This window comes from Leisingera coralii (assembly GCF_049056525.1).
In the GTDB taxonomy this organism is placed as follows: Bacteria; Pseudomonadota; Alphaproteobacteria; order Rhodobacterales; family Rhodobacteraceae; genus Leisingera; species Leisingera coralii.
In genome coordinates this window covers 200,571-227,497 of record NZ_JBHUPT010000014.1, presented here as the reverse complement: position 1 = coordinate 227,497, position 26,927 = coordinate 200,571, and the positions used below count along the sequence as shown (strand labels likewise).

Genomic DNA, 26,927 nt, shown 5'->3' with positions numbered 1-26,927 from the left:
TGTGCCGCTTCGTTCCCATTCTGATCCTCCGTTTTCCTAAACATAACGGCGGACCACTTCACTGGGGGAGGATCAGCTTCCTGCGGCTGGTGCAGCTTGCGGCATCAGCAGTGGTGTTCTTTCCTGGATGAACGTCCGCTGTCGATAGAATGGCTGGCAAGCCTCGCATCTGCTGCATCCGGAGCCTTGCACCTGGTGCGACCGGCAGCAAAGGGCTGGCTCCGGGCCTTCGCCCATCTTGGTGTATAGCTCGGGATAAGGTCGTTCGAACCTTTCGGGGTCGGGGCGACCGTGACGGCGTACGACCCGATTCCGGTCCGATTTCGACGTTCCGGCGTAGTGAAGCGAACAGCGCTTCTCGTCGCCAAGGCAGCTCATCTCCGGCCCTTTGAAAAGTCGAGAGGGGACACCCCTCTCGACGCTCTCCCCATCATTCCAGAAAAAGTGACCAGACCAGGGGGAAGGCCAGCCCCTTTCGTCGTGCGCGCGCCTTGTGACGCGCACGACGGAAGGTCCCGGCCGATAGGATAGAGAGGGACCGGGCGCGTCGGACATCCACCATTCAAGGACACCGACAATGCTCGACAGCACACAGACCACATTTGCGATGACCCCGGCGTGGCAGGACCACCTGTCGCCTGGAGACATCGTCTCGTTCCGCTTTCCGCTTGCCGAGGAGGGCCATACCGGCCACCCCAAGGCACGGCCCTGCCTCATCCTCGACATCGAGGAGCACGGAGGCAAGCGCTACGCGCTGCTCGCCTACGGCACCACCTCCCGTCGCCGGTCCAACATCGGCTACGAGGTGCATGTCCGCCGCCGAGCGGACTACCTCTCGGCAGGGCTGAACGAGCCGACCCGCTTCGTTGGTGAGCGCCGGCTGCTCGTGCCGCTGAGCCACCGAGGCTTCTCCGTGTGCCGGGCCACCGGTTCGGCCGTGCTCGGGCGCCTCGACGGGTCGGCCTTCGCGGCGATGAACGCCGTTCGCGGCCGCCTCCACGCGGAGCGCGATATCGCGGCCGACCGTCGGGCCGGGCGCCGGTCCCGGGCAGGTGTGGGCCGGGGACGCGGCTTTACGGTCGAGCGGCGCATGCCGCGACGTGTGGCTATTGCCGGGAAAGAGGTGCAGCAATGACCGCGCTTCCGCCGAAGACCCTCGTCGAACAGCAGGTAGAGCTCGTGCGGGCCGTTCTCGAGCTGCGGTCGGGCATGTCGCAGCACCTGACCAGCCATGTCATGCCGAATCTCGAGGCCGACGCACGGCAGGCTGTCAGGGAGACCATCGAGTTCCTCGATGAGGAGACAGGCATCGACGGCAATCTCCCCTATTTCCTCGACCTCGCCATCGGGGAGATCCGCATCGCGATCGCCGCCGGGACATCCGAGGAGAAGGTCGCCATCCCGCGCGACCGCCTGATCGGCTGCACCGAGGCCTACGACCGGCACCGGCGGCTCTCGCCGGAAGCGGAGACGCTTCAAGCGGCTCTGCCGCCACTCGAAGAGCTGCATCGCGCCGCCCGGCGGGCGGTCGACTTCGCCGAGGCGATCAGGCTCAGCATCCGCATGATCGACGTAGAGTAAACGGTCGGCGCCCGCCCTGGGCGCCGCCCCTTGAGGGCCGCAAGGCCCCCGGCGCCGGGATTGGATCCCCCCGGCGTTCGGCGCGTCGTTGATGATCACCACTCCTGCGCTGCTACGAGGACGCCGACGCGCCCCCCCCATCAGATCGAGGAGCGACGATGAGACGACCACTCCGCCGCCTGCGCCTATGCTCGCGCAGGCATTTTACCCTGTTCGTGCGCGCCGCACTGATCGTGCTGCTGCTTGTTCATGCCGCGCTACTGATCTGGCCATGATTACAAGGTATCATTAGCGAGGGCGGGCCAGCGCTAATCCAAAGAGCGGAATCCAGTTACCCTTTGGTGCCATCAGCAGGAGCGGCCAATCGATAGCAGAAATGTGGAGCAAATTTTGATGCATAGAACGCATCTACGCATCTACGCGCCTGATTTCACTGGGCAAGCGCCCTGCGCCTGAAGTGAAAAATGGCGGAGAGACAGGGATTCGAACCCTGGAGACGGTTTCCCGCCTACACACTTTCCAGGCGTGCGCCTTCGACCACTCGGCCACCTCTCCGTTGAGGGGGCTTTTGAAGGATTGGAGGGGGAATTGCAAGAGCCGAAATGGCAAAAAATGCGCCTTCCCCCCAATCTTTTTCAGGCCTCCAGATGCAGGTAGACGCGGCGGTTCTGCTTGCCCTTTTTCTCCACCTTGCCGAGGCGGATTCTGCCGATTTCACCGGTGCGTTTGACGTGGGTGCCGCCGCAGGGCTGCAGGTCCACCTGTTCGTCTGCGGTGCCGATCCGCACCAGCCGCACCTGCCCTGCCCCGCGCGGCGGTGAAACCGACATCGTCTTCACCAGCTGCGGATTGGCGTCCAGTTCGGCGTCGGTGATCCAATCCTCGCTCACCTCCAGGTCGCGGTCGATCAGCGCCTGCAGCTGATCCTGAAGCGCCTGCTTGTCCTCCGGGGCCTCCGGCATGTTGAAGTCGAGCCGCCCCTTGTCCGCGCTGATCGAACCGCCGGTGACCTCCAGCGGAATCACCACCGATAGGAGATGCAGCGCCGTGTGCACCCGCATGTGGCCATAGCGGCGGTCCCAGTCGAGCACCTGGGTCACCGTGGTGCCCGCAGGAGGCAGGGCGGAGCCGTCCTCAGGCACCAGCACCACCGCGCCCTCATCGCCCTTGACCGTGGTGGAAATGGCGCATTGGCCTTCGGCCCACAACAGTTTGCCGCTGTCGCCGGGCTGGCCGCCGCCGGTGGCGTAGAACAGGGTGCGGTCCAAGACGATGCCGCCCTGCTCCGTATGGGCCAGCACCTGTGCCTCGGTCATCCGGGCATAGGCGTCCTTGCGGAACAGCAGCTCACTTGTCGGCATCTGAGTCTCCATCTGCGTCCTCGTCGGGATCTTGCTGCAAATCGTCCAGGTCCGGCTTGGGCGGAGCCGCCGCGGGGGCGGAGACCGGGGGGCTTGCGGGCTCCCCTGCGGCAGGGGCTGCCGTGGCCTGGGCCAGCGCCTCCGGATTGCGGATCCAGATGTCGCGCTGCATGAAGGGGATCTCGATCCCTTCTTCCTGGAACCGCTTGGCGATTTCGTAGTTCATGTCGGATTTCACCGACAGAACCCAGTTCACGTCGCGCAGGATGGCCCGGATCTCGAAATCGAGGGAATCGGCGCCGAAGCCCTGGAACACCACCGAGGGCGCGGGGTTCAGCAACACCATCGGATGGCCCTTGGCGATCTCGGCCAGGATCGACTCGACCTTGCGCGGGTCGGTGCCATAGGCGACGCCCACCGGCACGATCACCCGGCCCACGGTGTTGCCGCGGGTGTAGTTGGTGACGGTGCCGGAGATCAGGTCGGAGTTCGGCACGATCACGTCGGTGCGGTCGAAGGTCTCGATCCGGGTGGAGCGCACCGAGATGTCACGGACATAGCCCATCAGCCCGCCGACCTCGATCCAGTCGCCCTTGGAGACTGGGCGCTCGATCAGCAGGATGATGCCGGAGACGAAGTTCGACACGATGGTCTGCAGGCCGAAGCCGATGCCGACCGACAGTGCACCGGCCACGATGGCGAGCGAAGAGAGGTCGAGGCCCGCCATGGAGATCGCCACCACCGCCGACAGGAAGATGCCGACATAGCCAAGCCCCGAGGTGATCGCGTTCTGGCCGCCCGGGTCGATCTTGGTCTTGGGCAGCAGCGAGTTGCGCAGGGACCCCTGCACCAGCCGCGTCAGCGCATAGCCGACGGCAAAGACGATCGCAAAGGTGAGGAAGGCGGTGGGCGAGATCCGGGTGCCGCCGATCTGGAAGCCTTCCAGGAAGCGCGACCACAGTTCCGTCAGGTCGGCCACCCGGGCGCCCCAGATCAGCGCCAGCAGCGGCAGCGCCAGGGTCACCAGCAGGAAGCCGATGATCACGGCAAACAGCGAATCCCGCGCCTCGGACCCCTTGCCGGACAGCCAGCCGTAAACATCGCCCAGGAAGCGCTGCAGCACCAGCAGGGCAGCCAGCAGCGCCAGGGTGGAGACCGCCGGGTAGATCAGCGCCTCAGCCGCGTTGACATAGCCAAAGGCCGCCAGCACCGGCGACACAAATCCCAGCAGATAGGCGGCGCGGCGCACCAGCGTCATCACCCGGTTGGCGCCGGCTGCGATGGCGCCATCGTCTTCGCTGTCGTCCCCGGTTTGCTTCTGGCGGCGCTTGGCGCCGATCCGGTGCAGGCGCAGCAGCACCAGCGCCGCGCCCATGATCAGCGGGAAGCTGGCGACCGCGTGGGCCTCTGCCGGGATGTTGTCGATGTTTTCCACCAGGGTCAGCGCATCCTGCAGAACCAGGATCACCGCCAGGATGTCGACCATCAGCCGGGTTTCGTTGAGGCGGCCTTCCTGCACCGGCACCAGATCGTTTTCGATCCGGCCCGAGAACAGCTGGTTGCCCAGCCAGTGGAAGGAGAGGATCAGCAGCGCCCAGCCGGGCACGTAATCCAGCACCACCGAGCCGCGGAAGCCGAGGATGCCGGACAGGTCTACCGCCGCGACCAGCAGGAGGATGCCCGCAAAGGGCAGGATCACCTCCAGCAGCGAGACGACAAATCCCCAGACGCCGCGGCCGCTGCTGCCGAACTGGCGCAGATAGTCGCCTGCCGCATGGGCCCAGGGCCGGCCGCGCAGCAGCAGCAGCGCTGAAATCACCAGCAGCAGCAGCAATGCGGGCAGGCTGTTCTGGATCCGCTCAATGGTGGTGGCGCTGCTGATACGGGTCGCGGTTTCATTCCACAGCGACCCGGCGGACCGGGTCAGGGAGCGCACTGCGCCAGGCCAGTTTTCGGGATTGAGCGGCGACGGCCCGCGCTCCAGCAGCTTGCGGGTGCGGCGCTCGCGGATAAGCTTGTCGATTTCGGCAATCAGGCCGTTGGCGCGGCTGAAGGCCTCTTCCGCCACGATGCGCGGGACCTTGAGATCCTTCAGCTGCTGCTCCAGCGAGCGGCGCAGCTGCGCGATGTCCTCGGGCTCGCTTTCGCCTTCGCCCGGCGCCGGGCCGAGCGCATTCAGCTGGCCTTCGAGGGTCTGGATGCGGTCGCCGTTGTCGGTGCGCGCGTCCAGGAAGTTCTGGCGGTAGCCGGCCAGCTCCTTGCGCAGCGTTTCCAGCGCGGCGCTGGAGGCCCGTCTGGCGTCAATGACTTCTTCCGCGCGGTTGGCGGTCTTGAGCCAGTCCTGGTAGATCGCCCGGGATTCAGCGTTCAGCTGCGCCAGGGCAGGCATAGCGAGGCCGGCCACAAGGGCCAGCCCCAGCAAAACAGTCCGCAAAGCGGTTATGAAAGGTGTCATACGTCCTCAAATACGCCGGGAATCGACGCGGGCGTATGGGTCATCCACTCCGGCACCGGCAGGTTTTTCTCCCGCAGGAAATCCGGGTTGAACAGCTTGGACTGGTAGCGGGTGCCATAGTCGCACAGAACGGTGACGATGGTCTTGCCCGGCCCCATGTCCTTGGCCATGCGCACAGCGCCTGCAATGTTGATGCCGGAGGAGCCGCCCAGCACCAGGCCTTCCTCGTGCAGCAGGTCAAAGACATACGGCAGCGCCTCGCTGTCCGGCACCTGATAGCTGTAATCAGGCGTGAAGCCTTCCAGGTTCTTGGTGATCCGGCCCTGGCCGATGCCCTCGGTGATCGAGCTGCCCTCGGCGGCCAGCTCGCCAGTGGTGTAGTAGGAATAGAGCGCCGCGCCCATCGGATCGGCCAGGCCGATCTTGACGCCCTTGGGCTGCAGCGCCTCGGCCACGCCCGCCAGAGTGCCGCCGGAGCCCACGGCACAGACAAAGCCGTCGACCTTGCCGCCGGTCTGTTCCCAGATCTCCGGGCCGGTGGTTTCCACATGGGCCTGGCGGTTGGCGACATTGTCGAACTGGTTGGCCCAGATCGCACCGTTCGGCTCAGTCTTGGCCAGCTTTTCCGCCAGGCGCTGGGAATAGCGCACGTAGTTGTTGGGGTTCTTGTAGGGCGCCGCAGGCACCTGGACCAGCTGGGCGCCAGCGAGGCGCAGCATGTCCTTCTTTTCTTCCGACTGGGTTTCCGGGATCACGATGACCGTCTTGAAACCCATCGACGCGCCGACCAGCGCCAGGCCGATGCCGGTGTTGCCGGCGGTGCCTTCGACAATGGTGCCGCCGGGCTTGAGCTCGCCGCGGGCCACGGCATCCTTGATGATGTAGAGCGCGGCGCGGTCCTTGACCGACTGGCCCGGATTCATGAATTCCGCCTTGCCCAGGATCTCGCAGCCGGTCTCTTCGCTGACGCGGTTCAGGCGGATAAGAGGTGTGTGGCCGATGGCATCAGCCAGATCGCGTGCAATGCGCATGGTATCCCTTTCGATCGTTCCCCCAAGGTGTAACTAAGCGCCCCGGCGTTCACAAGGCGGGAAGCGGCTCAGGACGAAGCGTTGCGCAGCCGGCTGCGGTGGCGTGCAAGCCACAGCGCCGCGGTCACCAGCGGCATGTCCTGATAAATCTGGCCGTCCACCCCCAGCATCAGCTCGTCATAGCTGAGGATCTTGCTGCGGATGTCCTCGCCCTCGCCCGCAACCCCGCCGCCGCCATTGAGATCAGAAAAGTCAGCTATACCAATGAAAACATGTATTAATTCCGCCAGCGCCCCGCTGGAGGGATAGACCTGCGCGACCGGCTCCAGCCGTTGCACGGTGACACCCGCCTCCTCCTGCGCCTCGCGGATGGCGGTCTCCTCGGGCGTTTCGCCCGGGTCGATCACACCCGCCACCGGCTCCCACATCCAGGGGTGGGCTTCGCCCATCATGAAGGGGGGTGCGCGGAATTGCTCCACCAGCAGCACCTGATCGCGGACCGGGTCGTAAGGCAGAACCACTGCCGCATGGCCCGCCATCGCGGCAGAACGGTGCATCACCGGGCTCATGCTGCCGTCGTAGCGGCGGAACTGCAGCTCCATTTCTTCCATCGCGAAGAAGTTCAGATAAGCGCGCTTGTGGCTGTGGACGATCACGTCCTTGGACAGGTCATGCTCCGGGTCGCCAGGGCGCGCCTGCGCTGCCAGCCAGGCGGCGGCGCGGCGGCGGACGGAGGGGAAGCAGCGGGCCACCTCTTCGGCGGTCATGCGGCCGTGGTAGGCCATCACTTCCTCGGCGGCGCGCAGGGACAGCGCGCCCCATTTCTGCACCCAGGCCGCCAGATCCCAGGGCTCTGCTGTCTGCCACAGGCCGGGTTCGGGGAAATAGACTTCCGCCGGGGCGGTGCCGCCGTCCTCCAGCTGCACGGAGACCGGTTTCAGCGCATAGCCAAAGCCGCCCTCGTAGAAGTTGAGCGCATCCAGGTCGGCGGGCGAAAGGTCCTGCACCAGAACGCCGTCGGCGGTGGCCCCCGCCCGTTCCTCGATCGCCGGAAACGGCTGCCCCGCGACCTGGTAGACCCCATGCCCGGGCAGTTTCGCAGCCTGGGCATTGAGCGCCGTACCGCTGCGGCCCAGCACCAGTTCAAGCAAAGGGAGATGGCGCAGCGTGCCAAAGAAGAAGAGATTAACCACGGCAGGTAACCTGTTGTTAATAAATTTTTATCAGCTCCAGCGGCGGGAGGCGTTTTCGGTCGCAAGCCCGGCCAGCACGCCGCCCACGGCCAGCGGCACCAGAACGGATGGCACAGCGATAACAAAGAAATAGTCCAGCGCAATGACAAAGATCGCCGACAGCGCCTCAAACGGGCCGTCATAGCGGTGGCGCATGGCCAGGCGGAACATTTCCCAGGCGCCCTGGATGAACAGCGCCCACAGCACCATCACCGCCATGCCGGTGATGCCGTTGTTGATGGCGGGCACCAGGCCGCGGCCTGCCCGCCTGCCCATGAAGATCCAGCCGCAGAGCAGCCCCAGCACCACATTGACATGCACGAAATAGCCGAAATCCGTGCCCTCGGGCATCAGCGGCATGACCAGGAAGGACACGAAAAACGCCACCAGGCCCAGGCAAATTGCGGCGGTCAGTCGGGCTCCGGTGGGCATGTCTGGTCAGTTCCGTGCGGCAGTTCACTCAGCGATGAGCAACTGTAATCTGCGTCACGTCGCAATTTCCAGTCTTAAAGGCTGCCGCGCAGGAAGTGAGGTAAAAGTTCCACATCTTGTGGAAGCGCTCGTCAAAGCCCATGCGGGCAATCTGGTCCCAGCGGGTGTTGAAGGTGTCGTGCCAGCGCCGCAGGGTCTGGTTGTAGCTGTCGCCGAACTCGATCGAGCGGACCACGCCGAGGCCTGCCTTCTCGACATGTTCGCGCAGCACCTTGGGCGAGGGCAGCATGCCGCCGGGGAAGATGTGCTTCTGGATGAAATCGACGCCCTTGCGGTAGACCTCCCAGCGCCGGTCGGCGACGGTGATGATCTGCAAGGTGGCCTTGCCGCCGGGTTTCAGCCGGTCGCGGATGGTGCTGAAGTAGGCGGGCCAGTATTTTTCGCCCACCGCCTCGAACATTTCGATCGAGGCGATGCCGTCAAACTGGCCGCGGCAGTCGCGGTAGTCCTGCAGGCGCAGCTCCACCTTGTCAGAAAGCCCCGCTTTTTCAAGACGCTGGCGGGCAAACCTTAACTGCTCCTTACTGATCGTCAGGCCGGTGACCCGCAGCCCGCGCTGGCCGGCGGCATATTCGGCAAAGCCGCCCCAGCCGCAGCCGATCTCCAGCACGTGGTCACCGGGCTTGACACCCATCTGGTCCACCATCGAGGCGTATTTGGCGGTCTGCGCCTTTTCCAGGCTGTCCTGGCCGCTTTGGAACAGGGCGCTGGAATAGGTCATCGTGTCGTCCAGCCACAGGCTGTAGAAGTCATTGCCCAGATCGTAGTGATAGGAGATGTTCTTTTTCGCCTGCTTGCGGTGGTTGCGGTGCAGCCAGAAGCGGAACCGTTCATAGGCACGCGCCAGGCCGCGGCCCGGGAAGCCGTCATAGACGGTATTGGCCCCCATATGCACCAGATCCATAAAGGCCTGCAGGTCGGAGGTGCTCCACCAGCCTTCCAGATAGGCATCCGAAAACCCCAGGTCGCCTTCGCGGATCAGCCGGGCAAAGCAATCCGGGTTGTGGATGTGCAGATCAGCCACCGGGCCGGGGTTTCGGCCCTTGGCCGAGAATATGCGCCCGTCCGGCAGATGGATGTCCAACTGCCCGACTTCCATCGCCTTGATCTTGGCAAACACCGCTGCAAAGTAGCGCGGCAGGTTTTCCTGGCCCTCAACGGACGTGAGCTTCATACGCTTCCCCCTGTAGAAGATACCGGTGTGCTACAGGGAAAAAGCTAGGCCGCAGGGGGCTTTCTGGCAAGAAAACTGTGCGTTAGCGGTTTTCACGGGCTTCGTGATAAGCCGTGAGCGCGCGTTCACGGCCCACTTGCAGGCTGATTATCGGATCCGCACGGGCGCCTTCAGGCGAGAGATCCCAGGACACAGGCGCGGCGTCGAAGAAGTCCAGCGCTGTCTGCGGCGGCTGCCCCTGGCCTTCGGCGATCCAGCGGCAGGTGTAGGTGCCGTCGGGGTCGAATTTCTCCAGCTGGCCGCTGGGGTTGAAGACGCGGAAGAAGGGGGCGGCGTCGGGGCCGGAGCCAGCCACCCACTGCCAGCCCATGGCGTTTGAGGCCGGGTCCCAGTCCACCAGCGTGTCCGCGAACCAGTCCATGCCGATTTTCCAATGCGTCATCAAATGCTTGGTGAGGAAACTTGCGACGATCATCCGGGCCCGGTTGTGCATCTTGCCGGTCACATACAGCTCCCTCATGGCGGCATCGACAAAGCCGTAGCCGGTCTGCCCGCGCTGCCAGGCCTGCACCTGCGGAGTGATGTCCTGCGACCAAGGGAAGCCCTGCCATTCCTCGCGCCAGCTGTCCGTCAGGATATGCGGCGAGTTGTACATCAGGTGATAGGCAAACTCGCGCCAGACAATCTCCTTGAGGAAATGCTCAGCGCCCTGGCTGCCGCGCTCCATTGCTGCCCGGCCCTGGTGCCACATGCGGCGCGGGCTGATCTCACCCCAGGCGAGGTTTTCCGACAGACCGGAGGTGGCGTCCTCTCCCGGGAAGTCCCGGCGGGCCTTGTAGGCGTCCACAGCGTGTTCCAGGAATGCGTCCAGCCGGTCCTGTGCCGCAGCTTCACCCACCCGGCAATAACGGGCCACAACATCGGCGCCGCAGCGCATGGCGGCGGCCATGTGCCAATCCTCCAGATCCTCGCTGGCGGGCCAGCTGTCCGGTGCCTGGAGATTGGCGGGAGCTGGCAGCAGGCTGTCCACATCGCGGCCCCGCACCGCCTTCCAGAACGGGGTGTAGACCTTGAACATGCCGCCGGCCTTGGTCTCTGCCGTCCAGGGCTCAAACAGCAGGCGGCCACCGTGGGATTTGGCCTCGACTCCCTGCTCCTTCAGCTGCTGCTTGATGCCGCTGTCGCGGGTGATGGCCTGCGGGTCGTAGAGTCGGGACCAGTGCACGGCCCCTGCCCCGGTTTCCCCGATTAGCTCCCGCAGCACCTCCAGCGCCTTGCCGCGGCGCAGGATCAGGCGGGAGCCAGCCTTGGCCAGAACCTTCGCGAAATGCTCCAGGCCCAGGCCGAGGCGGAACTTGGGTGCGGCGCCCAGCGCCTCGTCCTGCGTGTCCAGGATGTAGACAGGCAGGACCGGGTCGCCGCTGCTGACGGCAGCCGTCAGGGCCGGGTTGTCACACAGGCGGAGATCCCGCCTGATCCACCAGATCACCGGGGGACGGCTGCTCATGTCGTTTTCCTTGTCCAGTTCGCGTTACAGCACCCTGTCCAGCGCCTCGATCAGCTTGGCAACCTCGGCTTCGGACGTGTAGTGGGTGAAGCTGATACGCAGCACGCCTTCACCTGGATCAATGCCCATCGCCTCCAGCGCGCGGACGGCATAGAAATCGCCGCCGCCGGCCATGATGCCAAATTCTGCCAGCTGCGCGGCCACCGGTTCCGCGGCACGGTTCAGGGCCAGGGCAACCGTCGGCGCGCGGGTTTCGGCCTGCGCCGGCCCCAGCAGGCGGACGCCGTTGCGGTCCTTCACCGCGTCCAGCAGCGGCTGCAGCAGCTTCACTTCATGCGCGCGCATCAGATCGTGGACAAAGGCCCCGGTTTCCGCAGCGGTGCCTGAGTGGCCATGGTGTGAGGCCAGCGCCTCGAAGTAATCCGCCATACCGGCCGAGGCCGCCACCTGGGCGTGGTCCGGGCCTGCCGGGGTGAAGCGTTTGTAGAGGCTATCGGCGTTGAAGTAATGCGCCTGGTTCGGCAGCAGTTCGCCCAGCGCCTTGCGGATCACCATGACGCCCTGATGCGGCCCGTAGGTCTTGTAGGCAGAGAACAGGTAGATATCGGCGCCCAGTTCATCCACGTTCGACAGCCCGTGCGGCGCGTAGGAGACGCCATCGACGCAGACAAAGGCGCCTGCGGCATGGGCCATCGCGGTGATCTCCGCCACCGGATTGATCTCCCCCACCACGTTGGAGCAATGCGGGAAGCAGACCAGGCGGACGTTTTCATCCAGCAGGGTTTCCAGCCGGGCCGAGTCCAGATGGCCGGTCTGAGGGTCGATCTGCCATTCGCGGACCTCGATCCCCTCCTCCGCCAGGCGCCGCCAGGGGCCGCTGTTGGCCTCGTGGTCCTGGTTGGTGACGATGATGGCCTCGCCCGGTTTCATGAATTTGCGGAAGGCCTGTGCCAGCACATAGGTGTTCTGGGTGGTCGACGGGCCAAAGCTCAGCTCTTCAGTGGCGACGCCCATGAGGGCGGCCAGGCGGGTCCGGGCCTCGTCCATCTCTTCCCCGGCCAGGCGCGAGGCCTCATAGGGCGCGTAGGGCTGCACCTTGCGCTGGGTATAAAACCGGGTGAGCCGGTCTATCACCTGGCGGCAGGTGTAAGAGCCGCCCGCGTTTTCAAAAAACGCCTGGCCCTGAAGGCTGGGTTCGGCAAAGGCCGGAAACTGGGCCCGGACGAAATCGATATCCAATGCAGTCATTACAGATCTCTCCTCAATCGCTGCGGTCCGATGGGAAGGCCGGCGCATGCCAGGGATCTCCCCGAACATGGCAGGTCTTCCAGCCGAGCCGCGCTCCCGCACAAGGATTGAGGGATCGCAGGCAGCCCTGCAAGGCGCAAAAGGCCGGACAGGACGCAAGGGTCGTAGCGTACAGCCGGCGGTCTGGTCAAGCGGCAAGGCTAATGCCGGAAACTGTCATCAGCGCATGACACCTTGCTGCCAGGCAAACATGGAGGATTTGACATGGCCTTTACTCCCAAGAATTTCCTGGTCTGGGGCGAGCTGCCCGTCAGCGATCTGGACGCGGCAGTGACGTTTTATGCCAAGGTGACCGGTGCCGATCTGAGCATCGACGACAGCGGCCCGAACCCGATTGCGATGTTCAAGACCGCAGATGAAGCATCGGGTGTTGCGCTGCATCTCTATCCCGGCAAGCCCGCGGGCGACGGCCGCGGCCCGACCCTGCATCTGACCGCCGAGGGTGAACTGGAGGACGTGATGGAGCGCATCATCGACGCTGGCGGCAAGGTGATATCCGAGACCATCGAGATCCCGCCCGGGCGGTTCTTCTATGCCACCGATCCGGATGGCAACTCGCTTGGGTTCTTCAAATACAACAGCTGACAAGGAAAACGACCCGGCCTCAAAGCCGGGGCGTTTCTCCGTTTGCGGAATTTACCTCAGCGCGCCTCTGTCAGCAGCCCGCGGAAGATGGCCCAGCACATCAGCAGCAGCACCACGGTGAACGGCAGGCCGGTGGAGATCACCATCGCCTGCAGCGCCCCAAGCCCGCCGCCCAGCAGCAGAACGATTGCGACCGCGCCCTCGAAGATGCACCAGAACACCCGCTGCGGCACCGGCGCATCAACCTTGCCGCCTGCGGTGATGGTGTCGATCACAAGCGAGCCGGAGTCTGACGAGGTGACAAAGAACACAACCACCAGCACGATCCCCACAAAGGAAGTGATCCCGGCCAGCGGCAGCTCTCCCAGCATCTTGAACAGTTTGAGCTCAAGCGCCGCGTCCTGCGCGCCGGTGAAGCCGTCAGAAAGCACCTGATGAATGGCGGTGCCGCCAAAGACGCTCATCCACAGCACGCAGACCAGGCTGGGGATCAGCAGCACGCAGATCACGAACTCGCGCACGGTGCGGCCGCGGCTGACGCGGGCGATGAACATGCCCACAAACGGCGACCAGCTGATCCACCACGCCCAGTAGAAGGCGGTCCAGCCCTGGCTGAAGTTCACATCCTCGCGCCCGATCGGGTTCGACAGTGCCGGCAGGTACTCGATATAGGCCATCAGGCTGGAGGCAAACCCGGTCAGGATTACCGCGGTCGGGCCTGCAATCAGCACGAAGATCAGCAGCAGGAAAGCCAGGCCCATATTGATTTCCGACAGCACCTTCACACCGCCATCCAAGCCGCGCATCACCGAGATCAGCGCGATAACGGTAATGACGGAAATCAGGATAACCTCGGTTGTGGCGCCTGTCGGCACGCCGAACAGCTCATACAGGCCGGCATTGGCCTGGGTGGCGCCAAAGCCCAGCGAAGTCGCAAGGCCAAACAGCGTGGCATAGACCGCCAGAATGTCGATGATATGGCCGACCCAGCCCCAGACACGCTCGCCGAAGATCGGGTAGAAGGCGGAGCGGATCGTGAGCGGCAGCCCCTTGTTATAGGTGAACAGCGCCAGCGCCAGTGCCACGATGGCATAGATTGCCCAGGGGTGGAGCCCCCAGTGGAAGATCGTTGCCGCCATGCCCAGACGCACCGCTTCGGCCTGATCGCCCGCGGCCGCGCCCAGCGGTGCCCAGTCGGTGCGGGCGCCGCCGCCCTCTGGCACGGCGGTGCCGCCGAAGGACGAGGAGAAGTGGCTCATCGGCTCGCTCACGCCGTAGAACATCAGGCCGATGCCCATACCCGCCGCGAACAGCATCGCGAACCACCCGATGTAGCTGTAATCCGGAGTTGCCTCATTGCCGCCCAGGCGCACCTTGCCCCAGGGGGAAACGATCAGGAACAGGCAGAACAGCACAAACAGATCCGCGGCGCCGAAGAAAAACCAGTCAAAGCTGCTGGTCACCGCCGGGCGCAGCCAGTTGAAGAATGTTCCCGCCTGCTCAGGCAGCGCCAGAGCGTAGAACACGAAGGCCACGATCACGAATCCGGAGACCGGGAACACCGGGTTGTGGATGTCGACCCCGATCGGGCCGATCTGGGTTTCGATATTGTCCTGTCCGATCTCATAATCTGTGTCGATGATATCCGCTTCGCCTTCCGGAGCGGGGATACCCTGATTTGTGGTTTCGTCAGCCATTGCGGCCTCCTTCCCAGTAAACTTCTGCCCTGCAAGCCGGTGCTTGCGTTTTCAAAGACGCCCCTGGTCAGCTCTCACGCACAACCAGCACCGAAACCGGCGCCGTCTCAGCCACCCGTCCGCCGTGCGCATGGAACAGGTAATCGCTCACGCGCGGGAGGTGGCTGGCCATCACGATCAGGCCGGCACCGGTATCATTGCAGGCCTGGACCAGCGTCGCATCGAGGTCGATCGCCGGATCGTGGCTGACAACGGCATGGCCGGAGGCGGTAATGTTGTGCTTGTCCGCCTGGCGGGAGGCAAAGTCCTCGAGCTTGGCCGCAAACTCCTGGGGGTTGTGCGCCACCTTGCTGGGCTGGGGGGAGGTGACCCCCACGAAAATCACTTCTGCTTTGTAAAGATGCGCGAGATCCGATGCCATTTTCAGCGCCTGCTCAAGGCGGTCGGCGTGGGCCAGATCGACGGGCACCATGATTTTGGAATACACGGTCTCCCTCCTCTTGCTTCAAAATCAATGCGTCTCCGGCACAGGGCCTGGAGAGCACCGGGCGGAGCGCTTTAGAGGCCGCATAATCGCGGCACGGCTCCCGCCTTGGGGCCGCGGCAGGGCCGCGGCACGAATGAAAAACGCGCGGACTTCGCCGCGCGTTCATCCGGTAGATGCAATGTATTATAGGGATTTAGGCGTTGACGTCCACCACGACGCGGCCCTTGACCTGCCCCTTGAGGATATCCGCACCCAGCTGCGGCAGGTCGCTGAGGGTGGCAGGCTGGATCATCGCGTCCAGCTTGTCCATCGGCAGATCCTTGGCAATCCGCTGCCAGGCCCGAACGCGGTTGTCATAAGGCTGCATCACCGAGTCGATGCCCAGGAGGTTCACGCCGCGCAGCAGGAACGGGATGACGGTGGCCGGCAGCCCGGCGCCGCCTGCCAGTCCGACCGCGGCGACAGAGGCACCGTATTTCATCTGCCCCAGCACCCGCGCCAGCATGGCGCCGCCGACGGCATCCACACAACCCGACCAGGTCTCGCTTTCCAGCGGCCGCTTGGTGGTCTCGTTGATCTCCTCGCGGGCCACAATCTGGGTGGCGCCAAGGGATTTCAGATAGTCCGCGGTTTCCGGTCGGCCTGTGACGCCGGCGACCTCATGGCCCAGATTGGCCAGGATCGCGGTGGCCACCGAACCGACACCGCCCGCGGCACCTGTCACCAGAACCGGCCCGTGGCCCGGCTCCAGCCCGTGATCCTCCAGCGCCATCACCGCCAGCATTGCGGTGAAGCCGGCAGTGCCCACTGCCATCGCGTGGCGGGTGTCCAGCCCGTCGGGCAGCGGCACCAGCCAGTCGGCGCGCACATTGGCCTTTTGCGAATAGCCGCCCCAATGGGCCTCGCCCACGCGCCAGCCGGTCAGCACAACCTTGTCGCCCGGCTTGTACCGGCTGTCCGAAGACGCCTCGACGGTGCCGGCAAAATCGATCCCCGGCACATGCGGGTACTTGCGCACCAGCCCGCCGCCCGGCCCGATGCAAAGCCCGTCCTTGTAGTTCACGGTGGAATATTCCACCGCCACGGTCACCTCGCCCTCGGGCAGCTGATCCAGGCTGATCTGCTCGACCGCGGCGGAGGTTTTGCCGCTCTCTTCGTCCTTATTCACGACCAGTGCATTGAACATCTCACATTCCCTTTCCCAGAGGTGCTTTCCTCTTGCCAAAAATATCCCGGGGGAGCCGCGGCCTGCCGCGGCGGGAGCAGCGCCCCCTGCTTGCCTCGGCTCAGCGCCAGAAGCTCTCCTGCACTTTTGCGGGCCGCATCCCTGCCTGGGTTTCCACTTCCATCACGGTGCCCGGCACCCAATGGGACCGGTCCACCATACCAATTGCCGCGTTCACCCCGAACTCGGGGGCGAAAATGGCCGAGCCGACCTGCCCCACCTGCTTGCCAGCCGCGTAGAGAGGCCAGGCATCCAGGCACGGCGGGATCTCTCCGCCGATCACCAGCGGGCGGATCTGGCGGGCGGGGCCGTTTACGGCCTGCTCCGCCAGGGCGGCCTTGCCAATGTAGTCCTCGGGCGAATTGCAGAACTTGCCCAGACCGCATTCATACGGCGTGTTTTCGCGGGTCATGTCATTGCCGTAGCTCAAGAGCCCGCTTTCGATCCGCTCAATCGTGTTCGGGCAGCCCGCCCGCACGTGCATGTCCTCGCCCGCCTCAAACAAGGCATGCCACAGCGGCATACCCAATTCCGAGCCTTCGACATAGACCTCGAACCCGCCCTGCTTGGACCAGCCGGAGCGCGCCACAACCAGATCAACGCCTTGAAAGGCCAAGCGCTTGTAGCGGAAGAAGCGGATATCGCGCACCTCCTCGCCAAAGACACGGGCCATCAGGTCCTCCGCCTTGGGCCCCTGCACCGCCAGCGGCGAGACATCAGGCTCGACGATCTCCACATCCAGCCCTTTGGCGATGGCGATCCCCAGCGCGAACTGCAGCAGGTCGCCATCGGCCAGCGACAGCCAGTAATGATCCGCCGCCAGTTTCACCGCCACCGGATCGTTCAGCATGCCGCCATTATGGTCCACGGTGGGCACATAATAGCACTGGTCATCCGCCATCCTGCCCATGTCGCGCGGGCTGATCATTTTCATCAGCCGCAGCGCATCGGGACCCTTGATGCTGACTTGGCGCTCACAGGCCACGTCCCAGACCTGCACATGCTCCTTCAGATGCGAGCAGTCGTATTCCAGGCTGTCGAACATCGTCGGCAGCAGCATGTGGTTGTAGACGGTATAGGCCTTGACGCCCGCGGCCTCGACGCCGGGGCTGAAGGGCGTCCTGCGCACACGGCGCGAAGGAAAGATATTTGCCATTGCGGCAGTCTCCGGAAACAGTCGGTGGCAGGCCGGAAGGATCCGGCCTGCAAGCAAAGATTACTTCGGCCCTTGCCAGTCGATTTGGCAGATCTCGGCAGAACGGCCGTCGAAGTCCCAGACCCGGCCAAAGGCGCGCACGCGGCCCTTTGTGGCGGTGGCGACGGTGATGTCGGGGCCCATCCAGTATTCGGTGTTGGTGACAACGATGTCCTTGCCGTCCTTGCCCTCGACCGGAACGACGGCGCCCTGGATCTTCTTGCCGACCATCAGGCGGCGTTCCTTGCCTTCGGTCTCAAAGGTGACCGGCGCGCGCTCCGCGCCCAGGAATTCGCCCACCAGCATCGAGAAAAGCCCGGTGGTGCCACGGGCCGCGCCCGAGAAGATCGCAACCAGCGCGTCATAGGCATCATCCGAGGCGCGGTCGTCGATATAGGCCGCCGCCTTCCAGTTGCCGCGGCCCATGTTGCCGGGGATTTCCAGGAACAGGCCGACGTTCAGGCCGGACAGGTCGGTTTCGCCGTATTCGCCCGTGTCGATGCGCACCCCGGCCCAGGCCTGGCAGTGGCCTTCGGTCGGCGGGTGCTTGCCCAGCGACACCACGCAGGGGCAGAACACGGTGCAGTTGCAGTTGAGGATCAGCTCCCCTTTGATAGTCCAGGGCACGGTGCCCGTTGCGGCGTCCAAGGCCATGTCTTAGTCTCCCTCTCAGATAATCCCTGCCGCCAGTGCCAGCGCCGCAATCACCAGCCCCGCACCCAGCGGTTTGGTGATGTAGCGGCCCAAGTCCGGCAGCTTTTCCAAAATCATGATCACGGTCGCGAGGCCCATGAAGGCGATGTTCATGGTGCCGCCCGCGAATGCCAGCAGCATCAGTGCCCAGCAGCAGCCCAGGCACACCAGCCCCAGCCGCAGCCCGTTGCGCAGCGGGCCCTCGTCCCAGTGCTGCATGAAGAACACCAGCGGGCGGCGGCACTTGCTGAGGCAGGCTTCCTTCACCGGCGAGAACTGGTAGCCGCCCGCGACCAGCAGCAGCCCTGCCGACAGGTAGCGCGAGTTGCTGTCGCCAAATGCGGTGAGCAGATCTGCCTGGAACAGCCCCAGCTGCAGCACGGCGGCCAGTGCCGAAAACCCCAGCCACACCGCCAGATAACCGCCCACCAGCCGGGTGAAACTGGTGTCCGGCGCGGTGTGGGACAGGTCCTCGTAGGTGGCAAAGGCGGGCAATGCGGTCGGCGCCATCATCGCCGCCGACATCAGCGCCCACATCATCAGCATCTTGCCAAAGCCCGCCGCATCCGGCGTCAGCGTGCAGAAGTCGCGCCAGAAATCAGGCCCGTAGATGGCCCCCGCCTGGCGCAGGTCGGCCGGCACCGACATCGCATAGAGAAGAACCCACGCCCCTAGGATCAGCCCGAACAGGCCCAGCCAATGCCAGCCTCCCATGGTTCTGATCCGTTGTGCCAGAATGGCTTTCATGGCGCGCTCCGGGTAAGAGGGTCTGCGACTCACGTCTTGAGTTTTAAATGTCAGACTTTTAAATGTCAGACAAATGATTTCTTGCCGGGCCAGCTCCGGCGTAACGCTGCGTCAGGACCCCGGGCATGAAGATTGACCCAAACAGTTCCGCCGATCTCTCGGTTCAGATAGCTCAGGCGATCAAGGATGCCATCATTTCCGGAGAGCTTATCGTCGATGAGCGGCTGCCCTCGGAGGCGGAGCTGTCGGATCACTTCCAGGTGTCGCGCCCGACCGTGCGCGAGGCGCTCAAGCGGCTGGCGGCGCAATCGCTGATCCGCACCCAGCGCGGTGCGGCGGGCGGGGCGTTTGTGAACCGGCTGAGCTTTGAGGATGCCTATTCGCAGCAGATCACCACCTCGACCCTGCTGCTCAGCATGAATGCGGTGAGTTTCGATACTGCCTGCGAGGCGCGCTACGCGCTGGAACGCGCCTGTGCGCCGCTGTCTGCCGAGCGCCGCAGTGCGGACCACCTAGCGACGATGCGGGCGGAGATTTTTCGGCAGGGGCAGCCGGGCCTGACCGATGAGGCCTTCTGCGCCTCCGACGTGGCGTTTCACCGGGCGCTGGTGGATGGCGCAGGCAATCCGGTGCTGTCCTATCAGCTGGCCGGCGCGGTGGAGGCGATGCAGCCGCTGATGAACATGATCACTTTCACCGCCCGCGACCGCGAAGTGATCACCGGCCTGCATTCCCGCATTGCCGACGCCATCGAGGCAGGCGACGGCAGCGCAGCCGTCTCCGGCCTGCAGGACCTGGAGAGCGAGACCCGCAAGCTGGCCTCCGATGTCTTTGCCGCCCGGGCGCAGAAATAACCGCTCAACACTTTGTTAACCATAACCCGGGACACTCGGAAAATGGTTAAACCCGGCTCTGCCCTCTCCCCCGATATCTGGCTGCGCGATATCTTCGCCTGCAAGGCGGTGCAGAACGGCCAGGTGCTGCGCCGCAAGATCCGCGATATTGAGCGTTGCGCCGGGATGGAGGCCTTCCTGGCCGAAGTCCGCGCTCGCGGCTTTCAGGCGGTGCTGAACCGCGAGCAGGTTGTCGTATTCTGCAACAGCGCCCCGATCCGCAGACTGGTGTGACGGCGCCGTTTTCCGGCGCGGAAAACGGCCAGAAATCCTGCGAGGATTTCTGGCGGCTCCGCTGGCGGCACTGCACCAGTTTTCCGCGCCGGAAAACTGGCCGGAATCCTCGCAGGATTCCGGTTGCCCCTTTGCAACCGCACAGAAGCGCATTATATAGCTGCTGTTCCCTTGTGGAACTATGGACATAAACGCGCTCGTAATAAGCGGATCGGACCCGGGGGCGGTACCCGGCGGCTCCACCAAAATCCTTCGTTTGGGGATCATGGGGCCGAAACAGGATCGACGGACGTCTAAAGGGGTTTGCTTTGTCTCGGCGGGGTGCCACCGTACCGGCCCAAACAGTACAATTGCAAACGACAATCGTGCTCCGGTTGCTCTGGCTGCGTAAGCAGTTCGAGGAATCGAAATCTAAGCCCTTGCGCCTAGCCGCGTAAGGCGGGGTTCGCAGGTACCTGGCAACAGAAACCTGCACTTCCTACACCATTGCAGTGAAAGGCCTCGACGGGTCCGCGGTGAATGCCTAAAAACTTTGTGTTAGAGCTGTAAATCCTGCAGTCACAGGCTAGGGTGCCGGAGTGTGTACCGGAACCGGCCTGCAAGAAAGCTGTCTATGCCTTTGCCTGCGCGATGTCGAAAACCCGAAACTGCAACAGCAGCCCGGCGGTCCCGGAGCGATCAATTCATCCTGCTTTGCCGCCCTGCCGCCCGCAACATTGCGGCCAGCTGCCCAGCCCCACTGATGCCTGCCTGACCAGGCATGGCCTTACGCAACGAAAAGAATGACTCAGCCCCTCACCAAACCCGCACCTGAAACCCTGATCACGCGCCGGGCCGCCGCGTCCGGCTCCCACACGGCCATGGCAGCACCATTTGATCCGGCCAGTATGGCGGAGATGCCCTTGACCCGTGTGCTGCACTACTGGTTCGATGAAGTCTGGGGAAAAGGCAATCTGGATGCCGTCCCCGAAATTATGGGCCGCAACACGCTGATCTCCGGCGCGGTCTCTGCCCTGGCAGAGCCGGAAAGCGACTACGGCGAGGTGGTCGCGGCGCTGCGCAACCTCCTGGGCCCGATCAAGGTGACCTTTACCCATGTGATGGAGACAGACGAATGGGTGTCGGTCCGGCTGGTGGCCGCAACCAGCAATCCCCGCGACGGCGAGCCGTTTGAAATCACCGGCCAGGTCATGGCGCGGGTTCAGAACGGCAGGATTACCGAGATGCACTCCAACATGGATTATTTCCTGATGTTCGAGAAGCTGGGGCAATTGCCGGCTGAGGCCATGGCCATCTGCCTGACCGGCGAGCGGCTCAGGTAGCGGCCGCATGCGCTCTGCCGGCGGCAGCTCCCGGGCTTGACAGAGCTGTCCCGGCTGGTCTTGTTGGAGGTATGGGGTCAACCGCGAACGCCCCGTGAGGCGACAGCCCAAGGTTCGCATGTTAACCTTGCTCGCGAGGAGACATGCCCATGGCTGCCCCGAATGAAATCACCCCCGCCCAGCTGCTGCGCCTGATTGGCACACCCAATGCGCCGGCGCTGGCCGATATCTGCACCGACGAAGACTTTGCAGCGGACCCCTATCTGATCCCGGGGTCTTTCCGGCATCCGCATTCAGATATCGAAGGTCTCAAGGCCCGCCTGAACGGGCGGCGCTGCGTGGTGATCTGCCAGAAAGGCCTCAAACTGTCGCAAGGTGCGGCGGCCTGGCTGCGCAATGACGGGATCTCGGCGGAATACCTGCAGGGTGGCATGCACGCCTGGCGCGAGCTGAAAGGCGCGCCGCGTGTGCCTTTCAATGCCCTGCCCGCACCGGTGGGCGGCAGCACCCTGTGGGTGACCCGGCACCGGCCCAAGATCGACCGTATCGCCTGCCCCTGGCTGATCCGCCGCTTTGCGGACCCGGAGGCGCGCTTTCTGTTTGTCGCGCCCTCTGAAGTGGCGGGCGTTGCGGAGCGTTTTGGCGCCACGCCGTTCGACGCCGAGGACGTGTTCTGGTCGCACCGCGGCGAACACTGCACCTTTGACACCATGCTGGACGAATTCGGCCTGCGCACGCCCGCGCTTGACACTCTGGCCCGGGTTGTGAGAGGCGCCGATACCAACCGGCACGACCTGGCACCCGAGGCAGCGGGGCTTCTGGCCCTCTCCGTCGGTCTGTCGCGCCAGTACAAGGACGACCATCAGCAGCTTGAGGCAGGCATGACCCTTTATGACGCGCTGTACCGCTGGGCCCGCGACGGCCAGGGCGAAGGCCACGACTGGCCCGCGGACCGCAAGGCATGAACGCTCCCGGCTGGGCGGAGATGTTCCGTGTGTTCGGGCGCATCGGGGTGCTGAGCTTTGGCGGTCCCGCGGCGCAGATCGCGGTGATGCACAAGGAGCTGGTCGAGGACCGCCCCTGGCTGAGCGAGGAGAGCTTCCTGCGGGGGCTCTCTTTCTGCATGCTGCTGCCGGGGCCGGAGGCGATGCAGCTGGCGACCTATACCGGCTGGAAGATGCGCGGCACCGCCGGCGGGCTGCTGGCGGGCCTGCTGTTCGTTTTGCCGGGTGCGGCGGTGATTGCCCTCCTGGCCTGGCTCTATGTGCAATACGGCACCCTGCCCGCGGTGCAATCGGCCTTTCTGGGCATCAAGGCTGCTGTTGTCGTCATCATCCTGCAGGCGCTGCGGCGGCTGGCGGGCAAGGCGCTGCGCCACCGGGCGGACTGGATGCTGGCCGGGTTTGGCTTTGCCGCGCTGTTCCTGCTCAACCTGCCGTTTCCGCTGGTGGTGCTGGCCGCGGCTGTCACCGGATACCTGCGCAAGGCAGCAGATCCGGATCTGCCCGCCTCCTCCGCGCCGTTTCAGGCGGCCAGCACGCTGCGGACCGTTGCCATCTGGGGCAGCCTGTGGCTGCTGCCGCTGATCGCGCTCACCCTTTCCGGCGCGGGCTTTCTGGCCGATGTCGGCTGGTTCTTCTCCAAACTCGCCGTGGTGACTTTTGGCGGTGCCTACGCGGTGCTGGCCTATATCAGCCAGACAGTGGTGAGCCAGTTCGGCTGGATCACCGCCGGGCAGATGATCGACGCGCTGGGACTGGCCGAGACCACGCCTGGCCCGCTGATCCTGGTTACCCAGTTCGTCGCCATGCTGTCGGGCCTGCTGCAGGACGGAGCGGGACTGTTCCTGGCCGCGGGCGCGGTGGCGCTGTGGGCGACTTTCATGCCGTGCTTTCTGTGGATCTTTGCCGCCGCGCCTTATGTGGAACGCATTGCCGCGCACCCGCGGCTGGGCATGGCGCTGAAGGCGGTTACCGCCACGGTCGCAGGCGTGATCCTGAACCTGTCGGTCTGGTTCCTGATGCATGTGGCCTTTGCCGGAACGCAGGTATTTGAGGCAGGCATCCTGCATGTTCCCGTGCCGGTCTGGAGCAGTATGGACACCACCGCCGTGCTGCTGGTTCTGCTGGCGCCGCTGGCGGCCTGGATGGTCCGCGGCAATATGCTGCTGCTGCTGGCCGCAATGGCCTGCGCCGGTCTGGCCATTGCAGAATTCCCGTTTGCAATCAGCTGACTGGAGCGGCTCGCGGAACGGCGCCTGAGCCAAAAATATTTCCGCTGACCAAAAGGGCGGTCTTTTGTTTCCGCCAGAATCTCTTATGCTTGGGAACAAATGAACAAGGGGTGACTGCATGTCCCGTGAAATCGACTATGGCAACCTGATGCACTCTGCCATGCGCGGCCTGATCCGGACCGTGCTGCAGGACATCGCTGAGAACGGTTTGCCCGGTAACCACCACTTTTTCATCACCTTCGACACGGCCCATCCGGATGTGGAACTGGCCGATTGGCTGTCCGACCGCTACCCGGGTGAGATGACCGTGGTTATGCAGCACTGGTTCGACAATCTGACCGTCGACGACGAGGGTTTTGCCGTCACGCTCAATTTCGGTGACTCGCCGGAACCTCTCTATATTCCCTATGACGCCATCCGCACCTTCGTGGACCCGTCGGTGGAGTTCGGGCTGCGTTTCGAGAGCGCCGATGAGGAGGCCGAAGGCTATGCAGCGGTGCCGGATGCCGAGGAAGAGCAGGACAACGTCCAAACCCCGTCCGAGGAAAAGAAAAACGCCGATATCGTCTCTTTGGACAGCTTCCGCAAATAACGCGGAATAGCACCCCGGTTACCAACAGGCGGCCCCGCAGGCCGCCTTTTTTGCTGGCCGGATCACTGCCGGGACAGGAAGGTGCTCAGCTGCCGCCGGGGCTCGCCGTTCAGGCGCGAGGAATACTCCAGATCCAGACCGCCCTTGGCCAAAGTCCGGTCGTACTGCTGCATCTCGTAATCGCCGTTGGGGTGGATATAGAGCGAAAACACCGTCAGCGTGTCACCGGTGATGCGGCCCCAGACAAACGGCTCCCCCTTCATCGGATTGAGCGGCACCGAATGGCCGAACACATTGCGCGTCATGGCTGCGGAAAAGACCCCGTTGCGGCCGCTGGGCAGGAACTCGATCTCATAGGTTTTGGATTTCCGGCGCCCGTCGTCCTTTTCCGTGGTCGAGGTCCACTTGATGGTGAACCCCTTCTTCATTTTGCGGATCACCACGCTCATGTCCCGGGGATCGGTGTCACCGTCCTCCTTTATGATATCGACGCTGCCGGCGTATTCGCCGGTAAAACGGGAAATATCCGCGCGCGCCCACTGCGGCAGCAGCAAGAGGGCTGCCGCCACAAGCAATGCGGCAAGGCTCAACGGGATTCTGAGAGTTCGCAAATGCGTCGGCACGTCGCAATTCCTTCCGGATGTCCAAGCCTGCCCCCGCACTGTAATCATAGCATGGTTTCAGGCAATGGCATGTCTTCGATTGCGCCAATTCGGCACTATACCTGACCGCGTGATTGGCTATGCTGCGCGCAACTGGCCAATTGCACTGCAGCAGCGCGCAGGCTAAACGGCATACAATCGCATACGCAACGGAGAGAAGACGGATGTCCGAAACCCGCACCGAAACCGACAGCTTTGGCCCGCTTGAGGTCCCCGCAGACAAGTACTGGGGCGCGCAGACCCAGCGCTCGATCATGAACTTCCCGATCGGCTGGGAAAAGCAGCCGGTTGCCATCGTGCGCGCGCTTGGCGTGATCAAGCAGGCCTGCGCCATGGCCAACAAGGACTCGGGCAAGCTGGACGCAAAGATCGCCGATGCCGTTATCCAGGCTGCCAGCGAAGTGGTGGCCGGCAAGTTCGACGACAACTTCCCCCTGGTGGTCTGGCAGACCGGCTCCGGCACCCAGTCCAACATGAACTCCAACGAGGTGATCGCCAACCGCGCCATCGAGATCCTGGGCGGTACCATCGGCTCCAAGGATCCGGTGCACCCGAACGATCACTGCAACATGGGCCAGTCCTCCAACGACACCTTCCCGACCGCGATGCATATCGCCACCGCGATGTCCGTGCGCGACGTGCTGGTGCCCGGCCTGACCAAGCTGGCCGAGGGGCTGGAAAAGAAGTCCGAAGAATTCAAGGACATCATCAAGATCGGCCGCACCCACACCCAGGACGCGACCCCGCTGACCCTTGGCCAGGAGTTCGGCGGCTATGCGCATCAGATCCGCCAGGGCCTGGCTCGTGTCGAAGCGGCAATGCCCGGCATCTACGAGCTGGCGCAGGGCGGCACCGCTGTTGGCACCGGCCTCAACACCCAGAAAGGCTGGGGCGAGAAGGTTGCCGCCAACATGGCAGAGATCACCGGCCTGCCCTTTGTCACCGCGCCCAACAAGTTCGAGGCGCTGGCGGCGCATGACGCCATGGTGTTCCTGTCCGGCGCCCTCGCGACCATCGCGGGCAGCTGCTACAAGATCGCCAACGACATCCGTTTCCTGGGTTCCGGCCCGCGCTCCGGCCTGGGCGAGCTGATCCTGCCGGAGAACGAGCCCGGCTCCTCGATCATGCCGGGCAAGGTGAACCCGACCCAAGCAGAAGCGCTGACCCAGGTGGCGGCGCATGTGATGGGCAATGACGCGGCGATCAAGTTCGCAGGCTCGCAGGGCCATTTCGAGCTGAACGTCTACAACCCGATGATGTCCTACAACCTGCTGCAGTCGATCCAGCTCTTGGGCGATGCCGCGGACAGCTTCACCGAGCGGATGCTGAACGGCATCAAGGCAAACGAGCCGCGCATCGACAAGCTGATGAAGGAAAGCCTGATGCTGGTCACCGCGCTGGCGCCGACCATCGGCTATGACAACGCCACCACCGTGGCCAAGACCGCGCACAAGAACGGCACCACGCTGAAGGAAGAGGCGGTCAAGCTGGGCTTTGTCGATGAAGCCACCTTTGACGCGGTAGTACGGCCGGAGCAGATGATCGGGCCCAAGGACTGATGGGCAAGCCGGTCAATCTGAACCGGTACCGGAAGGAAAAAGCGCGGGCCGAGAAAAAGGCCCGCGCTGACCAGAACGCCGTGACCTTCGGACGCACCAAGGCGGAAAAGGACCTGGACAAGGCGCGCAACGCACAAGAGGTCAAACGCCTGGACGACCACAAGCGCGACGAATGAATTCCCGCCCCAAGAAGCATTCCCTGACCTTGCGCGGGCACCGCACGTCGGTGTCTCTGGAGGACGACTTCTGGGACGCATTCCGCGAGATCGCAGCCCGGGAAGGCAGGGCAATCAATGACTTGGCGGCTGAAATTGATGAGACCCGCGGCGAGGACTGCGGCCTGGCTTCCGCCATCCGGCTGTTTGTGCTGCGGCGGTTAAGGACACGTTAACCACGATCCCGCACAGTTCCTGCATGTCGCAAGTGTTTCGCACAGTTTACCCTGAATTGTGGATGCAGCAGATCTTTGATGTGAAATCCGCCCATTAAGGCGGTGTGGTCCGGCGCAAACTTCGGGATGCCGAACGCAACGTTGGCCTGGCAAAGCTGCAAAACGAAGTACAGCGCCGCGGTTATCATGCGGTATTGAATGGTGAACAGGTTGTCATCTTCTGCAACAACGAACCCGTTCGCCTGTTGTGCTGAAGCCAAAGTTTTCTGAA

At 64.0% G+C, this 26,927-nt stretch carries 28 protein-coding genes, 1 tRNA gene and 1 other RNA gene; 13 read left to right on the top strand and 17 right to left on the bottom strand.

The annotated features are described in order from the left end of the window. The first annotated feature begins 577 nt into the window (after positions 1 to 577). Positions 578 to 1,135 carry a hypothetical protein gene (locus ACFMBG_RS05935; RefSeq protein WP_421053777.1) on the top strand — a complete coding sequence of 186 codons (558 nt, stop codon included), beginning with the start codon at positions 578 to 580 and terminating at the stop codon, positions 1,133 to 1,135. Beyond that, positions 1,132 to 1,581, top strand: a complete 450-nt coding sequence (locus ACFMBG_RS05930; protein ID WP_421053776.1) for a hypothetical protein — start codon at positions 1,132 to 1,134, stop codon at positions 1,579 to 1,581. The genes ACFMBG_RS05935 and ACFMBG_RS05930 overlap by 4 nt, the downstream gene beginning before the upstream one ends. Before the next feature lie 465 nt (positions 1,582 to 2,046). Here the strand turns inward: ACFMBG_RS05930 and ACFMBG_RS05925 are convergent. The 9 genes from ACFMBG_RS05925 to ACFMBG_RS05885 all read right to left on the bottom strand — a co-directional run bounded on the left by ACFMBG_RS05925 (position 2,047) and on the right by ACFMBG_RS05885 (position 12,081). Next, a tRNA-Ser gene (locus ACFMBG_RS05925) sits at positions 2,047 to 2,136 on the bottom strand. 80 nt (positions 2,137 to 2,216) lie between these two features. Next, the gene (locus ACFMBG_RS05920; protein WP_421053775.1) at positions 2,217 to 2,942 is read right to left on the bottom strand and encodes an alanyl-tRNA editing protein; all 726 of its coding nucleotides are present in this window, start codon (positions 2,940 to 2,942) and stop codon (positions 2,217 to 2,219) included. Further along, positions 2,929 to 5,397 carry a DUF3772 domain-containing protein gene (locus ACFMBG_RS05915; protein ID WP_421053774.1) on the bottom strand — a complete coding sequence of 823 codons (2,469 nt, stop codon included), beginning with the start codon at positions 5,395 to 5,397 and terminating at the stop codon, positions 2,929 to 2,931. The genes ACFMBG_RS05920 and ACFMBG_RS05915 overlap by 14 nt, the downstream gene beginning before the upstream one ends. Beyond that, positions 5,394 to 6,428 carry a cysteine synthase A gene (locus tag ACFMBG_RS05910; RefSeq protein WP_421053773.1) on the bottom strand — a complete coding sequence of 345 codons (1,035 nt, stop codon included), beginning with the start codon at positions 6,426 to 6,428 and terminating at the stop codon, positions 5,394 to 5,396. Before ACFMBG_RS05910 ends, ACFMBG_RS05915 begins: the two co-directional genes overlap by 4 nt. Before the next feature lie 68 nt (positions 6,429 to 6,496). Continuing rightward, a complete protein-coding gene (locus ACFMBG_RS05905; protein WP_421053772.1) occupies positions 6,497 to 7,621 on the bottom strand; it encodes an NUDIX domain-containing protein in 1,125 nt (374 codons plus the stop codon). Between the two features lie 30 nt (positions 7,622 to 7,651). Then, positions 7,652 to 8,092, bottom strand: a complete 441-nt coding sequence (locus ACFMBG_RS05900) for a TrgA family protein (protein WP_421053771.1) — start codon at positions 8,090 to 8,092, stop codon at positions 7,652 to 7,654. 28 nt (positions 8,093 to 8,120) lie between these two features. Further along, entirely contained in the window at positions 8,121 to 9,326 is a 1,206-nt protein-coding gene (locus ACFMBG_RS05895) for a class I SAM-dependent methyltransferase (RefSeq protein WP_421053770.1), read from the bottom strand. Positions 9,327 to 9,408: 82 nt separating this feature from the next. Continuing rightward, positions 9,409 to 10,833 (bottom strand): cryptochrome/photolyase family protein, encoded by a 1,425-nt coding sequence (locus ACFMBG_RS05890; protein ID WP_421053769.1) that lies wholly within the window; start codon positions 10,831 to 10,833, stop codon positions 9,409 to 9,411. A 24-nt stretch (positions 10,834 to 10,857) separates the two neighbouring features. Then, a complete protein-coding gene (locus ACFMBG_RS05885) occupies positions 10,858 to 12,081 on the bottom strand; it encodes an aminotransferase class V-fold PLP-dependent enzyme (RefSeq protein ID WP_421053768.1) in 1,224 nt (407 codons plus the stop codon). 264 nt (positions 12,082 to 12,345) lie between these two features. Between ACFMBG_RS05885 and ACFMBG_RS05880 the strand changes: the two genes are divergently transcribed. After that, positions 12,346 to 12,726, top strand: coding sequence for a VOC family protein (locus ACFMBG_RS05880; RefSeq protein ID WP_421053767.1), 381 nt, complete (start codon positions 12,346 to 12,348; stop codon positions 12,724 to 12,726). A gap of 56 nt (positions 12,727 to 12,782) precedes the next feature. On the opposite strand, the gene ACFMBG_RS05875 is transcribed toward ACFMBG_RS05880, so the two are convergent. The 6 genes from ACFMBG_RS05875 to ACFMBG_RS05850 all read right to left on the bottom strand — a co-directional run bounded on the left by ACFMBG_RS05875 (position 12,783) and on the right by ACFMBG_RS05850 (position 18,770). Continuing rightward, positions 12,783 to 14,423: a BCCT family transporter gene (locus ACFMBG_RS05875; RefSeq protein WP_421053766.1), complete on the bottom strand. Its 1,641-nt coding sequence runs from the start codon at positions 14,421 to 14,423 to the stop codon at positions 12,783 to 12,785. A gap of 67 nt (positions 14,424 to 14,490) precedes the next feature. Beyond that, on the bottom strand, positions 14,491 to 14,910 hold the full coding sequence (locus ACFMBG_RS05870; protein WP_421053765.1) for a universal stress protein: 420 nt from the start codon (positions 14,908 to 14,910) through the stop codon (positions 14,491 to 14,493). 193 nt (positions 14,911 to 15,103) lie between these two features. Then, positions 15,104 to 16,096, bottom strand: coding sequence for an acryloyl-CoA reductase (gene acuI, locus ACFMBG_RS05865; protein WP_421053764.1), 993 nt, complete (start codon positions 16,094 to 16,096; stop codon positions 15,104 to 15,106). Between the two features lie 100 nt (positions 16,097 to 16,196). After that, positions 16,197 to 17,291 (bottom strand): dimethylsulfoniopropionate demethylase, encoded by a 1,095-nt coding sequence (locus tag ACFMBG_RS05860; RefSeq protein WP_421053763.1) that lies wholly within the window; start codon positions 17,289 to 17,291, stop codon positions 16,197 to 16,199. Positions 17,292 to 17,351: 60 nt separating this feature from the next. Next, positions 17,352 to 17,984 (bottom strand): DUF1326 domain-containing protein, encoded by a 633-nt coding sequence (locus tag ACFMBG_RS05855; RefSeq protein WP_421053762.1) that lies wholly within the window; start codon positions 17,982 to 17,984, stop codon positions 17,352 to 17,354. Positions 17,985 to 17,999: 15 nt separating this feature from the next. Then, entirely contained in the window at positions 18,000 to 18,770 is a 771-nt protein-coding gene (locus tag ACFMBG_RS05850) for a DUF2182 domain-containing protein (RefSeq protein WP_421053761.1), read from the bottom strand. 125 nt (positions 18,771 to 18,895) lie between these two features. Between ACFMBG_RS05850 and ACFMBG_RS05845 the strand changes: the two genes are divergently transcribed. From ACFMBG_RS05845 to ACFMBG_RS05815, 7 genes are all read left to right on the top strand, one after another. Further along, positions 18,896 to 19,624 carry a FadR/GntR family transcriptional regulator gene (locus ACFMBG_RS05845; protein WP_421053760.1) on the top strand — a complete coding sequence of 243 codons (729 nt, stop codon included), beginning with the start codon at positions 18,896 to 18,898 and terminating at the stop codon, positions 19,622 to 19,624. Between the two features lie 42 nt (positions 19,625 to 19,666). Beyond that, positions 19,667 to 19,897, top strand: a complete 231-nt coding sequence (locus ACFMBG_RS05840; RefSeq protein ID WP_421053759.1) for an aspartate aminotransferase — start codon at positions 19,667 to 19,669, stop codon at positions 19,895 to 19,897. A 126-nt stretch (positions 19,898 to 20,023) separates the two neighbouring features. Beyond that, positions 20,024 to 20,373, top strand: a transfer-messenger RNA (tmRNA) gene (gene ssrA, locus ACFMBG_RS05835). Positions 20,374 to 20,679: 306 nt separating this feature from the next. Beyond that, a complete protein-coding gene (locus ACFMBG_RS05830) occupies positions 20,680 to 21,219 on the top strand; it encodes a nuclear transport factor 2 family protein (protein WP_421053758.1) in 540 nt (179 codons plus the stop codon). A gap of 149 nt (positions 21,220 to 21,368) precedes the next feature. Then, the gene (locus ACFMBG_RS05825) at positions 21,369 to 22,184 is read left to right on the top strand and encodes a chromate resistance protein ChrB domain-containing protein (protein WP_421053757.1); all 816 of its coding nucleotides are present in this window, start codon (positions 21,369 to 21,371) and stop codon (positions 22,182 to 22,184) included. Next, positions 22,181 to 23,452, top strand: a complete 1,272-nt coding sequence (gene chrA, locus ACFMBG_RS05820) for a chromate efflux transporter (RefSeq protein ID WP_421053756.1) — start codon at positions 22,181 to 22,183, stop codon at positions 23,450 to 23,452. Before ACFMBG_RS05825 ends, chrA begins: the two co-directional genes overlap by 4 nt. A 118-nt stretch (positions 23,453 to 23,570) precedes the next feature. Continuing rightward, the gene (locus tag ACFMBG_RS05815; RefSeq protein ID WP_421053755.1) at positions 23,571 to 24,044 is read left to right on the top strand and encodes an SspB family protein; all 474 of its coding nucleotides are present in this window, start codon (positions 23,571 to 23,573) and stop codon (positions 24,042 to 24,044) included. A 62-nt stretch (positions 24,045 to 24,106) separates the two neighbouring features. On the opposite strand, the gene ACFMBG_RS05810 is transcribed toward ACFMBG_RS05815, so the two are convergent. Next, positions 24,107 to 24,715, bottom strand: coding sequence for a hypothetical protein (locus ACFMBG_RS05810; protein WP_421053754.1), 609 nt, complete (start codon positions 24,713 to 24,715; stop codon positions 24,107 to 24,109). Between the two features lie 155 nt (positions 24,716 to 24,870). Here ACFMBG_RS05810 and fumC point away from each other — a divergent pair, with 155 nt between their 5' ends. From fumC to ACFMBG_RS05795, 3 genes are read left to right on the top strand one after another with little or no spacing between them, the layout of a single operon-like run. Beyond that, positions 24,871 to 26,265 (top strand): class II fumarate hydratase, encoded by a 1,395-nt coding sequence (gene fumC, locus ACFMBG_RS05805; protein ID WP_421053753.1) that lies wholly within the window; start codon positions 24,871 to 24,873, stop codon positions 26,263 to 26,265. Beyond that, the gene (locus ACFMBG_RS05800) at positions 26,265 to 26,441 is read left to right on the top strand and encodes a DUF4169 family protein (protein WP_174146363.1); all 177 of its coding nucleotides are present in this window, start codon (positions 26,265 to 26,267) and stop codon (positions 26,439 to 26,441) included. The genes fumC and ACFMBG_RS05800 overlap by 1 nt, the downstream gene beginning before the upstream one ends. Then, complete coding sequence (locus ACFMBG_RS05795; RefSeq protein WP_174146362.1) at positions 26,438 to 26,656, top strand: ribbon-helix-helix domain-containing protein; 219 nt, start codon at positions 26,438 to 26,440, stop codon at positions 26,654 to 26,656. Before ACFMBG_RS05800 ends, ACFMBG_RS05795 begins: the two co-directional genes overlap by 4 nt. Here the strand turns inward: ACFMBG_RS05795 and ACFMBG_RS05790 are convergent. Further along, complete coding sequence (locus ACFMBG_RS05790) at positions 26,653 to 26,916, bottom strand: hypothetical protein (RefSeq protein ID WP_421053752.1); 264 nt, start codon at positions 26,914 to 26,916, stop codon at positions 26,653 to 26,655. The genes ACFMBG_RS05795 and ACFMBG_RS05790 overlap by 4 nt on opposite strands. Between the last annotated feature and the right edge of the window lie 11 nt (positions 26,917 to 26,927).